At 62.5% G+C, this 12,951-nt stretch carries 12 protein-coding genes and 1 pseudogene; 7 read left to right on the top strand and 6 right to left on the bottom strand.

All coding sequences use genetic code 11. The annotated features are described in order from the left end of the window. Positions 1 to 128: 128 nt before the first annotated feature. The 4 genes and pseudogenes from A6V37_RS31970 to A6V37_RS31955 form a co-directional block, all read right to left on the bottom strand. Positions 129 to 794: pseudogene (locus A6V37_RS31970) on the bottom strand (epoxide hydrolase family protein); the annotation flags it as partial. A gap of 175 nt (positions 795 to 969) precedes the next feature. After that, the gene (locus A6V37_RS31965; protein ID WP_064270246.1) at positions 970 to 1,962 is read right to left on the bottom strand and encodes a carbon-nitrogen hydrolase family protein; all 993 of its coding nucleotides are present in this window, start codon (positions 1,960 to 1,962) and stop codon (positions 970 to 972) included. 77 nt (positions 1,963 to 2,039) lie between these two features. Next, a complete protein-coding gene (locus tag A6V37_RS31960) occupies positions 2,040 to 2,408 on the bottom strand; it encodes a MarR family winged helix-turn-helix transcriptional regulator (protein ID WP_242665888.1) in 369 nt (122 codons plus the stop codon). 73 nt (positions 2,409 to 2,481) lie between these two features. Beyond that, on the bottom strand, positions 2,482 to 2,898 hold the full coding sequence (locus tag A6V37_RS31955) for an organic hydroperoxide resistance protein (protein ID WP_064270248.1): 417 nt from the start codon (positions 2,896 to 2,898) through the stop codon (positions 2,482 to 2,484). Positions 2,899 to 3,163: 265 nt separating this feature from the next. On the opposite strand from A6V37_RS31955, the gene A6V37_RS31950 reads away from it, so the two are divergent. Next, the gene (locus tag A6V37_RS31950) at positions 3,164 to 4,333 is read left to right on the top strand and encodes an MFS transporter (protein WP_064270249.1); all 1,170 of its coding nucleotides are present in this window, start codon (positions 3,164 to 3,166) and stop codon (positions 4,331 to 4,333) included. Between the two features lie 211 nt (positions 4,334 to 4,544). Next, complete coding sequence (locus A6V37_RS31945; RefSeq protein ID WP_064270250.1) at positions 4,545 to 4,868, top strand: DUF4148 domain-containing protein; 324 nt, start codon at positions 4,545 to 4,547, stop codon at positions 4,866 to 4,868. Positions 4,869 to 4,915: 47 nt separating this feature from the next. Here the strand turns inward: A6V37_RS31945 and A6V37_RS31940 are convergent, their stop codons facing one another. Then, positions 4,916 to 5,839 carry a LysR family transcriptional regulator gene (locus A6V37_RS31940; protein WP_064286719.1) on the bottom strand — a complete coding sequence of 308 codons (924 nt, stop codon included), beginning with the start codon at positions 5,837 to 5,839 and terminating at the stop codon, positions 4,916 to 4,918. A 144-nt stretch (positions 5,840 to 5,983) separates the two neighbouring features. Here A6V37_RS31940 and A6V37_RS31935 point away from each other — a divergent pair, with 144 nt between their 5' ends. The 3 genes from A6V37_RS31935 (at position 5,984) to A6V37_RS31925 (ending at position 9,226) form a co-directional block, all read left to right on the top strand. Next, positions 5,984 to 7,294 carry an MFS transporter gene (locus A6V37_RS31935; protein ID WP_064270252.1) on the top strand — a complete coding sequence of 437 codons (1,311 nt, stop codon included), beginning with the start codon at positions 5,984 to 5,986 and terminating at the stop codon, positions 7,292 to 7,294. A gap of 75 nt (positions 7,295 to 7,369) precedes the next feature. Further along, entirely contained in the window at positions 7,370 to 8,119 is a 750-nt protein-coding gene (locus A6V37_RS31930; RefSeq protein ID WP_064270253.1) for a creatininase family protein, read from the top strand. A gap of 57 nt (positions 8,120 to 8,176) precedes the next feature. After that, positions 8,177 to 9,226 carry an alpha/beta fold hydrolase gene (locus A6V37_RS31925; protein ID WP_064270254.1) on the top strand — a complete coding sequence of 350 codons (1,050 nt, stop codon included), beginning with the start codon at positions 8,177 to 8,179 and terminating at the stop codon, positions 9,224 to 9,226. Between the two features lie 63 nt (positions 9,227 to 9,289). Here A6V37_RS31925 and A6V37_RS31920 read toward each other — a convergent pair whose 3' ends face one another. Then, positions 9,290 to 9,994, bottom strand: coding sequence for a 2OG-Fe(II) oxygenase (locus A6V37_RS31920; RefSeq protein WP_064270264.1), 705 nt, complete (start codon positions 9,992 to 9,994; stop codon positions 9,290 to 9,292). Positions 9,995 to 10,291: 297 nt separating this feature from the next. Between A6V37_RS31920 and A6V37_RS31915 the strand changes: the two genes are divergently transcribed. Together A6V37_RS31915 and amaB are read left to right on the top strand one after the other, a co-directional pair. After that, positions 10,292 to 11,134 (top strand): HTD2 family dehydratase, encoded by an 843-nt coding sequence (locus A6V37_RS31915; RefSeq protein WP_064270255.1) that lies wholly within the window; start codon positions 10,292 to 10,294, stop codon positions 11,132 to 11,134. A 279-nt stretch (positions 11,135 to 11,413) separates the two neighbouring features. After that, positions 11,414 to 12,913, top strand: coding sequence for an L-piperidine-6-carboxylate dehydrogenase (gene amaB / locus A6V37_RS31910; protein ID WP_064270256.1), 1,500 nt, complete (start codon positions 11,414 to 11,416; stop codon positions 12,911 to 12,913). Positions 12,914 to 12,951: the final 38 nt, after the last annotated feature.

The following is a 12,951-nucleotide window of genomic DNA, read 5'->3' as shown; positions in this document are numbered from 1 at the left end:
GCTCACCCGCTTGCCAACACATCGTGCCGCTGACATTGATGCGTTGCTCCCTCATCTCTGGAAACCCTACGCTAGCGCACTATAGCTTACGCACGGGCTGGACAAGGTGCCTTCACCGGGTGCTTACCGAACTTCGCATATCCAAGGCGCTTCATCAGCACGACCCAGGCTTTCGCGGTGCGCTCCGGGCCCCAGCCGGTCGTGGTGGGTTTGCCTGAAAATCCATAACCAGGCAGGGACGGAATGACCAGATGAAATGCGTCCGACGCGCTCGCGCCGTGTGCCGTGGGATTCGTCAGCGGATCGATAATCTTGAACTGCTCGATGATCGATCCGGGCCAGCCGTGCGTGACGATGAGCGGCATGGCGTTTTCATGCTTCGAACGCACGTGAATGAAGTGGATGTCCAGCCCATCGATCTCGGTCACGAAATTAGGCAGTGCGTTGAGCTTCGCCTCGCACTTGCGCCAGTCGTAATCGGTTGCCCAATGACGTGCGACTTCCTGCATCATCGCGAGCGGCACGCCTTGCGAATCATCCGTGACCGTTTCGCGATCGGGCCACCGGGTCGCCTTGATGCGCCGGCGCAAATCAGCGAGTTGCGACTCCGGGACATGCACGCGAAGCGGGCGAATGGCAGTCTTGTCGCCACCAGCCGCCGGAGCGGCTTCAGTGATCGCCTGATTCGATTCCGCAAAAGCGAGCTGGCTCAAGGAGCCCGCAGCGAGGGTCGCCGCCGCCACGCCGACAAAGCGGCGGCGAGCAGGCGATAGGGGCGTGTTGTTGTCAGACATAAAAACTCCGGTTGGAGATAAAGCCGGGTTGACGATCCATGCCAGCGTGATCCCACCACAATCCATTAAAGGCGATATTCGATGAAGGGCGCTTTTTTAGCGGACGTGAAGGATCAAGTGAAAGAAGGCGCGCACGCTTGCCAAGCGCGCGCATGTTGTGACTGGCTCTCAATACTCAGATCACGCTGACGCGTGGCTCGTCGGAGCCTTGTTCGACGTTCTGCGCCGAATGCGCGGTGCGTTCGTGAAGGTTCGCCCTCGGAGTACGGTCGATCATGAGGCTCAGCAGTTCCGGCCGGTTGTAGTGGCCGGCCGAGTCCATCAGGAGCTTGCGCCGGTCGATCATCGTGAAATCGAGGTCGGCGATGACCTCGCCCTCACCCGAGCGGAGCGGTTCGCCCAGCAGCATGCCGTCAGGCGTCACGATCGTGGTGAAGCACCCGCCGGAGATCGGGCCGATTGCGCAGCCGGTGTCCTTCATGATTTGTGCCTGCTGGTCGGCATCCAGCCAGGCCGTGGCGTTCACGACGAAAGCCCCCGATTCCAGCGCGTGCTGGCGAATGTTGATTTCCATGCGTTCGGCAAACCCGTCGCCGAAGGCCGAGCCCGGATACATCGCCGAATGGATCTGCTCGCCGTCGGCCATCAACGCATAGCGCGCGAGCGGGTTGTTATGTTCGAAGCACGCCAGTTGGCCGATGCGGCCGACCTTGCTGTCGACGGCGCGCAGGCCCGATCCATCGCCCTGGCCCCAGACCATGCGTTCAAAATGGGTGGGCGTGATCTTGCGGCGGCGCTGGATCAGGGTGCCGTCGGCATCGAAGAGCAACTGCGTGTTGTAGATGGTGCCGCCGTCGCGCTCATTGACGCCGATGGACACCACCATGCCTGCCTTGCGCGCTGCCTCGCCGATGGCGTCGGTAGCCGGGGAGGGCACCGTCACGGACTGTTCGAGCAGCCGCAGATGCTCGGCGCCGGACAGAATCTGAATGCCCGTCTGGACTGCTGAAAAGTACGGGTAATAAGGCACGACGGTTTCCGGGAACGTGGCGAACTGCACGCCTTTCTGGCCGAGCTCGAGGATCTTCTGCACGACCTTCTCGACGGTTGCCTCGCGGCTATAGAGAACGGGGCTGATCTGAACGGCTGCGGCTTTAACGACTTTCATTGCAATTTCCTTGACTGATAAAGACGGGCGCTCGACCCGTTGGTTATGTTGCATATGCAACATCGGCTATAAAAAATTCAGTGCATGCGACGCGGCAACTCACCCGCGATTTCCATGATCGCGTTGGCACCCGTCTCGCTCATGAGGGCTTTCGCTTTTGCCTGCGCCGCCGACCATGCGGGCGCTGCGTCATGCAGCAGCGCCGCGCCTTGTTCCGTGAGCGACACTGGCCGGCTGCGGCCGTCGTCACCCGGCACATCGTCGGAGACCAACCCGCGCTCGATGAGGGGCTGCAGGTTCCTCGTCAGCGTCGACCTGTCCTGATGATTTCTGCGCCCGAGGTCGGCGCGGCTGAGCGGACCGAACGCCGAGATGAGCACGAGCAGCGAGAACTGCGGGGAATGGATGCCGAACGGGCGCAGTTCCTCGTCATAGATGCTCGTCAAGACTCGGGAAATTTGCCGCGTACGCGTCAACAGACAACTCCGGATCATCTCGCTGCTCATTTCATCCACCGTGTTAGATGAGCGTGATCACGGCATTGATGTTGCCGCGCGTCGCCTTGGAATACGGGCAGGTCTGATGCGCCTTGTCGACAACCGCCTGAGCGACGTCATGCGCCAGGCCCGGAAGGCTGACATTCAGACGTGCCTGCAGAAAAAAGGCGCCGTCCGTGGTGCCGAGATCGACTTCGGCGTCCACGCTCGTGTCGGCCGGCAGCGAGACATTCAAAGCGCGTGCGGCCTTGCCCATCGCGCCGATAAAGCAGGCCGACCAGCCGGCGGCGAACAGTTGCTCGGGATTGGTCCCGGCGCCCGCGCCGCCCGGGGGCGTGAGCGTGATGTCGAGACGTCCGTCCGAACTGCGCGCGGCTCCCTCGCGGCCGCCAGTCGTGTGGGTCTTGGCGGTGTACAGGACGTTTTCGATTTGGGTCATGACGGGTTGCTCCAGTGGTGTGAGTGTTAAGCGAGTGGCGATCAACGATAGGGTTGTCGGCTCATCGCCCGGTGAACGTATTGGAGCGCCGGGACGTATCTGGGCTGTGTCGGGGAAGGGGGGTTTTTGCAAGCGCGTGTTTCAGCGCGTACCTCAGATACATTGAGATACAAAGGGAGGCCGTGGCGTTGCGCCGAGGCTTTCGGGGCATAATGATCCGGCGATCGATAATCGCGCAATCTTCGTCGGTGATCCGAACCTCGCCATGCGTCTATCTAGCGCCTTTTTCGCTTTTGTCGGCACATTGCTCGCAGCGGGCGGGTATGGCGCGACGTTTCTGCTCTCCATGCGTTTCAGGTCGCTCGGCGGCACGGACCTCGATACCGGGGTGGCGCTGGTGGAAGCCATGCTCGGCACCTTCGTCGGCTTGCCGCTCGTCGGGTGGTTCGCGCCGCGCATCGGTGCCGCGCGCATGACCGCGCTCGCGGCACTCTGTATTGGCCTGGGCGTCACGGGATTCGCGCTGATGACTCAGGTGAGCCTGCTCAACGCGGCTCCGGGTTTTCTGGTGGGTTTCGGCTGGGGGGCGTTCTCTCTTGCGGGACCCATGTCGCTTGCGGAGCGCACGAACGATGCGGATCGGGGATTCTGGTTCCAGCGTTTCGGCACGATCCAGATGGCCGGCATTGCCGGCATCCCGGCGCTGGCGGGGTTTGCCATTCATTCGTTGCACTGGACGCTCGGCGGCGTGCTCTATGTGATCGCGGCCCTGTGTGTCGTCGCGGCGCTCATGCTGGAGACCTTCGGCCGGATTTCGCCACGTGCTCCCACCTTGCCCGTGCAGGAGCGCTGGCTGCGTGACATCGGCACGATCGCCCGCACGCGCGCGGCTTACCCCATCGTGATGGTCGCGCTGTGCGCCTGCGTCTTTTCAGGGTTGATGACCTTTCAGATGTCTTTGGTGCAAGGGACGGGTTCCCAGGCGAGCACCTTTTTCAGCATCTACACGATTACAGTCGTGGCGGCGCGCTGGCTGTTTACGCAATTCGTGATCAGAATCCGCCGCGAAGTCGCCACCAAAGTGCTGCTCGCCGTCATGGTGCTCGGCATCGTGGCGATGTTCGCCGTGCCGTATCACGCAATGTTCCATCCCGCGAGCGCCGTGCTGCTCGGGACCGGCTACGGGCTCGTCTATCCGATTATCCAGACCCAGACCGTCAACGATTCCGAGACGATGTACCGTCAGGCCGCGTTGACGTGGTTTGTGGTTTCGTACTTCATCGGCACGTTCGGCTTTCCGGCGGTCGGCGGATGGGTGCTGGTTCACATGGGCAAGGAGGCGTTGATCGCGCTCATTGCGGTGTGTGGCCTGGCTGCGCTGATGCTCGCGATCATGCGAGACAGGCGGCGCGCCGAGTCGTTCTCCGGGGCGTAAGCGCGCGCCGACACCCTGGTTTTGTATCGCACTGTATCCGGCGGCGACACGGACACATGCCGATTCAAAATTGCCCCTCGCTGGACACAAGCCAGATACCTCGGGACGTTCAAATACGTCCATACCGGATGCAGATGCAACACGCGGTACGCAGCGCCCTGACAGCACTGCGACATTCCGGTCAAATCATCCAACTCTTGAGGTAACTGTCATGAAATCGATCGTTCAAGCCGCTCTCGTCGCCGTCGCTCTCGTTGCCCCGGTCGCTTCGTTCGCCCAGTCGACTCAGCCGGTCACCCGCGCTCAAGTCCGGGCTGAACTGGTGCAACTGGAAAAGGCGGGCTACAACCCGGGACTCAGCGCCGACACCACCTACCCGTCCGACATCATCTCCGCTGAGGCTCGCGTCGCCGCCCAGAATTCCCCCGCCACCGCGGTGGGCGGTACGCACGACAGTTCGTCGGAATCCGGTGCGCCGGCTAAGCATCGCGACGCCAGTTTCGACGGCATGAAGTCGATCTACTTCGGCCAGTAATGCCGGCGGGAAGCTGAATCGTCTGGGCCGCCCCGTGGGCGGCCCAGTTATTCGTCCTGCCGTCCCGCGAACATGGTCATATCGCGCAGGATCCAGTTCAGCAGTTCATGCGCGGCCGCCACCAGCGGGCGGCCCGATTTCACCAGCACGCGCGCCTTGGTGCCGCTCAGCAACGGGTGGTCGATCGGTACGACGACCAGTTCACCCGCGGCAATCTCCCGGTACGCCGCAAACTCCCCAACCAGCGTGGCGAAATTCTCCGCTGCGACCATGCGCTTGAGCGCGGTCAGCGAATTGGTGGTGAGGGTCGCCCGGATCTTGATGTTCTCCGCGAACTCCAGCAACTTGGCCGCTTGGCCGACGCCGAACGTAGACGGCATCAATGCCAGCGGCCAGGCCAGCATGTCTTCGATCGTGGCGGGCCCGCCGCGCACCGCGAGCGGATGCTCCGGCCGCACCAGCAGCACGACCGGCTGCGGGCAACTCGCGCGAATCTCGACCCGCGGATGTGGCGGCGGATTGAAGGCGAGGCCGATATGCGCGCGGCTTTCGGCCACGGCATTCAGCAACTCGTCGACCGGCAGCGCCTCCAGGCCAATGTCCAGCTTGGGATACTGGGCGCAGAACGGCGTGAGCACTTCGTCGATCAGCGCATCGACATAGCCTTCACTGATCACCACCTGCACCTGGCCCTGCTGCAGACCTTGCAGCGCATGCAGCTGATCCTCCAGCTTCTCCTGCTGCGACCGATACCCTCTCCAGAACTCGAGCAGATGCGCGGCCGCCTCAGTGGGCTTGACGCCGCGCGCCTGGCGCTCGAACAGCGTCGCGCCGAGTTCGTCCTCCAGCAGCTTGATCTGCCGCGTAATCACGGACGGCGACGTGTTGATGCTGTCCGCCGCACCGCGAATCGTGCCGTGCTTCAAAACCTCGTGGAAATACCGTAGGCGTTGCTGATTGATTTCGCGCATGGCGTCTGTCCTGCCGTCGTTTTGAGGAGCGTTGCTCTGAAAGCAACGATACGTGAACTTAGTTGCTATTGCTAGTTCTGCTCGTCGTTGCCAATATGGACGCACCCAGTGAGAACTGGACAGAACGTTGAAACGGAGACTGACATGGCAGCAACGCAGACCGCAATCGCAGGAGACGACGTTTCCGCGCTCTATGACCGGCTCAACTGGCGGATCCTTCCGTTTCTTCTGATCTGTTATCTGTTTGCGTATCTGGATCGTGTCAACGTCGGCTTTGCCAAGTTGCAGATGCAGACCGACCTCGGCTTTTCCGATGCCGCTTATGGTGTCGGCGCGGGCATCTTCTTTCTCGGGTATGTGTTGTTCGAGTTGCCGAGCAATCTGATGTTGCCGAAGGTCGGCGCCCGCAAGACGTTTTTTCGCATCCTCGTGCTGTGGGGCATTACGTCGGCCTGCATGCTGTTTGTCCGCAATGTGCCGATGTTTTACGGCATGCGTTTTCTGCTCGGCGTTTTCGAGGCAGGTTTCGCACCCGGCATGATCTTTTATCTATCATGCTGGTATGGACCATCGCGCATGGCGCGAGCGATCGCCATCGTGTTTCTCGCCGGCCCGATCGGCGGCATTGTCGGCGGTCCCGTATCGGCCTGGCTGATGACCCGGCTTGCCGGCACCGCAGGGCTAGCCGGCTGGCAATGGATGTTCCTCGTGGAGGGTTTGCCGTGCATCGTGATGGGCGTGCTGACGCTCTTCGTCATCTCGGACCGGCCCACGCAAGCCAATTGGCTGAGCGACAGCCAGAAGCGTCTGATCGCGGCCGAACTCGGCTCGGCTTCCGCAGGGCATCATTCGTTCAAAGCGGTCTTGCGCAATCCGAAGATCTATCTGCTGGCTTGTGCGTACTTCTGCATCATCGCGTCGATCTACGCCATGAGCTTCTGGTTGCCGACCATCTTCAAGTCACAAGGTGTCGACGATACGATCCGGCTTGGCTGGTACGCGGCGATTCCTTATGTGGGCGCGGCCTTCGGCATGGTCTTCATCGGCCGCCGCTCGGATATGCGCGGCGAAAGGCGTTTTCACAGTTCGGTGCCGGCGCTGCTCGCTGCGCTGCTGCTGTCCGCTTCGATTCTGGCCGACGGCAATCTCGTTGCCTCGCTCATACTCCTGACGCTCGCCACGACCATGCTGTGGATGGCCTATACGGTGTTCTGGGCGATCCCCTCCGAATACATCAAGGGCGATGCGGCCGCGGGCGGCATCGCACTGATCAACACGATCGGCCTGTCCGGCGGATTCTGGGGGCCGGCTATTATCGGCTGGGCCAAGACCGCGACCGGCAATCTGCACCTCGGACTCCTGATTATTGCCGCGCTGGCGCTGTGTGGCGCCGTGCTGCTCGTCACCAACCGGATGCCGTCGGCGGAGCGTCATGCGGTGAATGTGAGCCGATAAGCCGATAAGTCTGTCACCCACGACCATGCCAATCTGCCGCCCACCGTCGGGAAGCGGCGCAACTGAGGAACGCAAATGCTTTTACATCTTTCGACCTGGGCTGAAGTAGGGCAATACCTGGAACGCAGCCGCTCAATCGTTGTGCCGATCGGTTCGAACGAGCAGCATGGCCCCACCGGCCTGCTGGGCACCGACTGGTTGTGCCCGGAAATCATCGCGCATGAAGCGCAGAAGAGCGCGGATCTGCTGATCGCGCCGACTTTCAATATCGGCATGGCTCAGCATCATCTGGGTTTCCCCGGCACGATCTCGCTGCGCCCGTCCACATTCATCGCCGCCATTGGCGACTGGACGCGTTCGCTCGCGGTGCACGGCTTCGAGAAGATCCTGTTTCTGAACGGTCATGGCGGCAATGTCGCGTCGATCGAGGCTGCGTTCTCCGAACTCTACGCCGAGGCCAGTTTCGCGCGCCGGCGCGCCGGTTTTGCGCTGAAGCTGTGCAATTGGTGGGATCTTGAAGGCGTAGGCGAACTGGCGCGCGAGCAGTTTCCGACCGGGCATGGCGTGCATGCCACGCCCTCCGAGATCGCCGTCACGCAATGGGCCTTGCCGGACTCGATCAAATCGGCTCACTATAGCCCGCAGATCGCTCCGTCGGGACCGATTCGCGAAGCGCTCGAGTTCCGCGCGCGCTATCCCGATGGGCGAATGGGCTCGGATCCCGCCCAGGCCTCCCGGGAGAAAGGCGGCGCGCTGGTCAAGCTGGCTGCGCAGGGCCTGATTCACGAGATGGAAGCATTCAGCCGTGAGAATGCCCCGGACTGACTCGTCGTCAATCACACTGGATCACTAACTGAACCGAAGCACTACAAGGAGAGAAAATTGTCGGAGAAGATCGATTCGCGCCGTCGCGGCTTCATGAGCATGGCGGCGTTGGGGCTGGCTGCTTCCCAGCTCGGCATGTTCGGCTCTGCCGAAGCTCAAACCACTTTGGCGAAGCCGGTCGTGCCGCCCGTCAAGCCGGGCAGCAACACGTCATTTGCGGCGCTCAAGCAGATCAAGGCCGGACTGCTTGACGTCGGCTATGCGGAGGCGGGCCCGGCTGACGGTCCGCCGGTCATCCTGCTGCATGGCTGGCCCTACGATATCTACAGCTTCGTCGATGTCGCGCCGCTGCTGGCGGCCCGCGGGTATCGCGTGATCGTTCCGTATCTGCGCGGTTATGGCTCGACGCGCTTTCTATCTGCCGACACCATGCGCAATGGCCAACCAGCGGCACTGGCAACCGATATCGTTGCGCTGATGGATGCGCTGAAAATACAGCAGGCGACGCTCGCCGGTTTCGATTGGGGCGCGCGTACCGCCGACATCGTAAGCGTGCTGTGGCCGGAACGTGTCAAGTCGCTGGTGTCGGTCAGCGGCTATCTGATCGGCAGTCAGGAAGCGGGCAAGATGCCGCTGCCGCCGGAAGCCGAGCTTCAGTGGTGGTACCAGTTCTATTTCGCCACGGAACGTGGGCGCGCCGGTTATGAGAAATACCGGCACGATTTCGCCAAGTTGATCTGGCGTCTGGCTTCACCCAAGTGGCAGTTCGACGACGCCACCTACGATCGCAGTGCGGCCGCGCTCAACAATCCCGATCACGTGGACATCACGGTGCACAACTATCGCTGGCGGCAAGGCCTTGTCGCGGGCGAGGCAAAGTACGACGCGCTCGAACAGCGGCTTGCCCAGGCGCCGACAATCGGTGTCAACACCATCACCATGGAAGGTGACGCCAACGGCGCGCCGCATCCGCCGGCGAGTGCCTACGCAAGCAAGTTCACTGGCAAATACGAGCACCGCAATATTACGGGCGGCATCGGCCATAACCTTCCGCAGGAAGCGCCCCAGGCGTTTGCTCAGGCGGTGCTCGACGTCGACCGGCTGTAACGCTGCCGATCCGCGTGCGACGAGGCAACGAGCGTTTAGGTGGCGCTCGAGCCTCGCGCCGGCTCAGGCTGCGTCGTGGAAAATCACGCCGAGCGTGTGACGCCGGCCTGAGCGCAGGCGGCTCACGCCGTGACGCAAGTTCACGCGGTACGTCCCGCGGGTCCCTTGCACGGGCCGGTGATGCACGGCGAACACCACCGCGTCGCCTTTGCGCAGCGGCACGACTTCCGTGCGCGATTGCATCCGTGGACGCTGCTCGGTCATCACGAATTCGCCGCCGATAAAGTCCTCGCCCGGTTCGGACAGCAGAATGGCGGCCTGAAGCGGGAATACGTGCTCGCCATAGAGGTCCTGGTGCAGGCAGTTGTAGTCGTCGGTGGCGTATTGCAGCATCAAGGGCGTGGGGCGCGTCTGGCCGGCGGCGTGGCAGCGCTCGACAAATTCCGCGTGCGCGGCCGGGTAGCGAACGTCGATCCCCATCGCCTCATTCCATCGATTCGCCACCGGCGCGAGACGCGGATAAAGCGTGGTGCGCAATTCGGCGATCAAGGGCGGCAGCGGATATGCGAAGTACTTGTATTCGCCGCGGCCAAAGCCATGCCGCGCCATGACGACACGGCTGCGGAACAATCCTTCGTGCGAATAGAGCGCGGTCAGTGCGTCGCATTCCTGCGCGCTCAGCAGATTACGCAGCATCGCGCAGCCGTAACTGTTCAACTCTTGTTCGACATCGAACCAGTCGTATACGTCGACGCGCGACGCAGGCATGCCGGCCTCCGGCGCCTCGGGGCGTTTCACGTCAGGCGTGAAGTCCAACTCCAAAGTGCGAGACCGCGGGTTCCTTGCAATCGTATCCATCTGCCATCTCCATCAAGCCAGTCCCTCAATGAGGATGGAGTGTAATCACGCGTGTGCCGCGGCGCACTCCGACTCTTGCTCTTCAATTCCACGTTTTTCACGCTCACGCCGGGTGTCGTGATCGGCAATGCAATCTTCACGGAACGTATGGCCTCGTTCATAGTTAGACCTTATTGAGCTCAATACGCCTATCCGGAGATTGCTCCCATGTCCGCCTCCACACCGAAACTCGACGACTGGCTCAACAAGGAAATGGTGGTCAAAGACGACATCACCGCCTTTCCGCTTGCGGCGATGGCCGCCACGCTGAACCGCGCGGAACACGGCTCCAGCGTGCCTCCGCTTTGGCATTGGCTGTATTTCCTGCCGGTTGTGCCGATGTCCGAGGTCGGCGCGGACGGTCATCCGGAGCGCGGCGGTTTTCTGCCGCCAGTACCGTTGCCGCGCCGCATGTGGGCCGGCGGACGGCTGACTTTTCACGCGCCGCTCAAAGTGGGTGAGCACGCCACGCGAACCTCGACCATCGCCAATATCGAAGACAAGACGGGCCGCTCGGGGCGCCTCGTGTTCGTCACTGTGCAGCACACCATTGAAGCCGACGGCGAACTGAAGCTCGAAGAAGAGCACGATATTGTCTATCGCGACGCGCCGCAGGAGGGCGCGCGGCCCGCGCGTCCGCAGCTTGCGCCGGAGGGCGAAACGTGGCGCCGCACCATCGATGCCGACGCTGTCATGCTGTTCCGCTACTCGGCGCTGACGTTCAACGGGCATCGTATTCATTACGACTACCCGTACGTCAAGCAGGTCGAAGGCTATCCCGGTCTGGTGGTTCACGGCCCGCTGATTGCGACCCTGCTCGTCGATCTGGTGCGCCGCGAACGGCCGGACGCTACGCTACAGAGTTTTGCCTTCAAGGCGGTGCGGCCGATATTCGCAGGCCAGGCCTTCACTGTATGCGGCCAGCCTTCCGCCGACGGCAAGCTCGTCGATCTGTGGGCCAAAGACCACGAAGGCTATCTGAGCATGCGCGCCACGGCCGAGCTCGCTTGAATCCGGCGACGCCGGCGGCCCGGATCCCATAGCCGCCGGCGAAGCCAACATTTCCTATAGGAAACAAAATTCACGGGATCGGCCCACGGCCGAGGCATGGCCACGAACCCGCCCGAAAGCCCGGCGCCGTAGGCCTGTCGGGTGTTTCGTTCAAGCTCAGTAAGCCCTTACGAGTTTCCGGCCCGTCCGCTCCGGGCAAATCCCCTTGCCGCCGCAAAAACCCGCGTGTATAGTTTCCGAACTTACTCTTGTTTCGCATCGGAAATTAAAGGGATTCTCATGGACGCCTCCACCATTCTCGCCGACCTCGGCATTGCCCACGCCGCGCAAGCCGGCGACATCGCGGTTCATTCGCCGATTACCGGCGAACTCATCGGCCGCGTGGCCAGCAACACGGTGGCGGAAGTCGACGCGGCCCTCGCCCAGGCTAAAGACGCGTACACGGCCTGGCGCAACGTTCCGGCGCCGCGCCGCGGCGAACTGGTGCGGCTCCTCGGCAACCGTCTGCGTGAAAAGAAGCAGGCGCTCGGCAGCATCATCACGCTCGAAACCGGCAAGATCCTGCAGGAAGGCATGGGCGAAGTGCAGGAAATGATCGACATCTGCGACTTCGCGGTCGGCCTGTCGCGCCAGTTGTACGGTCTGACGATTGCCTCGGAGCGTCCGGGGCATCGCATGGCGGAGACGTGGCATCCCATGGGCACTTGCCTCGTGATCTCGGCGTTCAATTTCCCGGCCGCGGTGTGGTCGTGGAATGCGGCGCTCGCGCTGGTCTGCGGTAATGCGGTGATCTGGAAGCCTTCGGAAAAGACTCCGCTGACAGCGCTCGCCGTCAACCAGATTCTCAACGAGGCGCTGCAGGAATTCGGCGACGCGCCGGCTGGCCTGACCGCCTTGATCAACGGCGGCCGTGACGTGGGCGCGAAGCTGGTGGCCGATCCGCGCGCGTCGATTGTCAGCGCGACCGGCAGCACGGAAATGGGCCGCACGGTGGGCGTGGAAGTGGCCAAGCGGTTCGGCCGTTCGCTGCTCGAGCTCGGCGGCAATAACGCGGGCATCGTCACGCAAACGGCGGATCATGAACTTGCCATGCGCGGCATTCTGTTTTCGGCGGTAGGCACGGCGGGCCAGCGTTGCACGTCGCTGCGCCGCCTGTTCGTGCACGAGAGCGTGTACGACAAGACCATTGAACGTCTGAAACAGCTCTACAGCAAGGTGCCGATCGGCAATCCGCTCGAAAAGGGCACGCTGATGGGACCGCTGATCGACAAGCAGTCGTATGGCCGCATGCAGGAAGCCTTGCAACAGGCCACGGCTGAAGGCGGCAAGGTGTTCGGCGGCGAACGCGTCGAGGTGAAGGGCTACGAAGGCGGCTTCTACGTGCGTCCGGCGATTGTCGAAATGCCGTCGCAAACAGCGGTGGTGCTGAAAGAAACGTTCGCTCCGATTCTCTACGTGCTGCGTTACACCGATTTCGCCGACGCGGTCGAGGCGAACAACTCGGCGGTGCACGGCCTGTCGTCGTGCGTGTTCACGACCGATCTGCGCGAAGCGGAACGCTTCCTGTCCGACTCGGGCAGCGACTGCGGTATCGCGAACGTGAACATCGGACCGAGCGGCGCAGAAATCGGCGGCGCGTTCGGCGGCGAGAAGGAAACCGGCGGCGGCCGCGAGTCGGGTTCGGATGCGTGGAAGGCCTACATGCGCCGCGCCACAAACACCGTGAACTACTCGTCGGCATTGCCGCTCGCGCAGGGCATCGACTTCAATATCGGTTGATAGCGCGCACGCAGTCCGTGGAACGCAGCGGCGCATTG

This window comes from Paraburkholderia ginsengiterrae (assembly GCF_001645125.1).
GTDB lineage: Bacteria > Pseudomonadota > Gammaproteobacteria > Burkholderiales > Burkholderiaceae > Paraburkholderia > Paraburkholderia ginsengiterrae.
Note: the sequence above shows the minus strand (reverse complement) of the source record. Positions and strands in the feature narration are given on the sequence as shown.

Excerpts from the sequence above, each read along its gene's own strand:
- A6V37_RS31920 (WP_064270264.1), bottom strand. The coding sequence starts at position 9,994 with ATGCCTGCGTCGCGCGTCGACGTATACGACTGGTTCGATGTCGAACAA.
- A6V37_RS31940 (WP_064286719.1), bottom strand. The coding sequence starts at position 5,839 with ATGCGCGAAATCAATCAGCAACGCCTACGGTATTTCCACGAGGTTTTG.
- A6V37_RS31965 (WP_064270246.1), bottom strand. The coding sequence starts at position 1,962 with ATGAAAGTCGTTAAAGCCGCAGCCGTTCAGATCAGCCCCGTTCTCTAT.
- A6V37_RS31930 (WP_064270253.1), top strand. The coding sequence starts at position 7,370 with ATGCTTTTACATCTTTCGACCTGGGCTGAAGTAGGGCAATACCTGGAA.
- A6V37_RS31950 (WP_064270249.1), top strand. The coding sequence starts at position 3,164 with ATGCGTCTATCTAGCGCCTTTTTCGCTTTTGTCGGCACATTGCTCGCA.
- A6V37_RS31945 (WP_064270250.1), top strand. The coding sequence starts at position 4,545 with ATGAAATCGATCGTTCAAGCCGCTCTCGTCGCCGTCGCTCTCGTTGCC.
- amaB (WP_064270256.1), top strand. The coding sequence starts at position 11,414 with ATGGACGCCTCCACCATTCTCGCCGACCTCGGCATTGCCCACGCCGCG.
- A6V37_RS31955 (WP_064270248.1), bottom strand. The coding sequence starts at position 2,898 with ATGACCCAAATCGAAAACGTCCTGTACACCGCCAAGACCCACACGACT.
- A6V37_RS31935 (WP_064270252.1), top strand. The coding sequence starts at position 5,984 with ATGGCAGCAACGCAGACCGCAATCGCAGGAGACGACGTTTCCGCGCTC.
- A6V37_RS31915 (WP_064270255.1), top strand. The coding sequence starts at position 10,292 with ATGTCCGCCTCCACACCGAAACTCGACGACTGGCTCAACAAGGAAATG.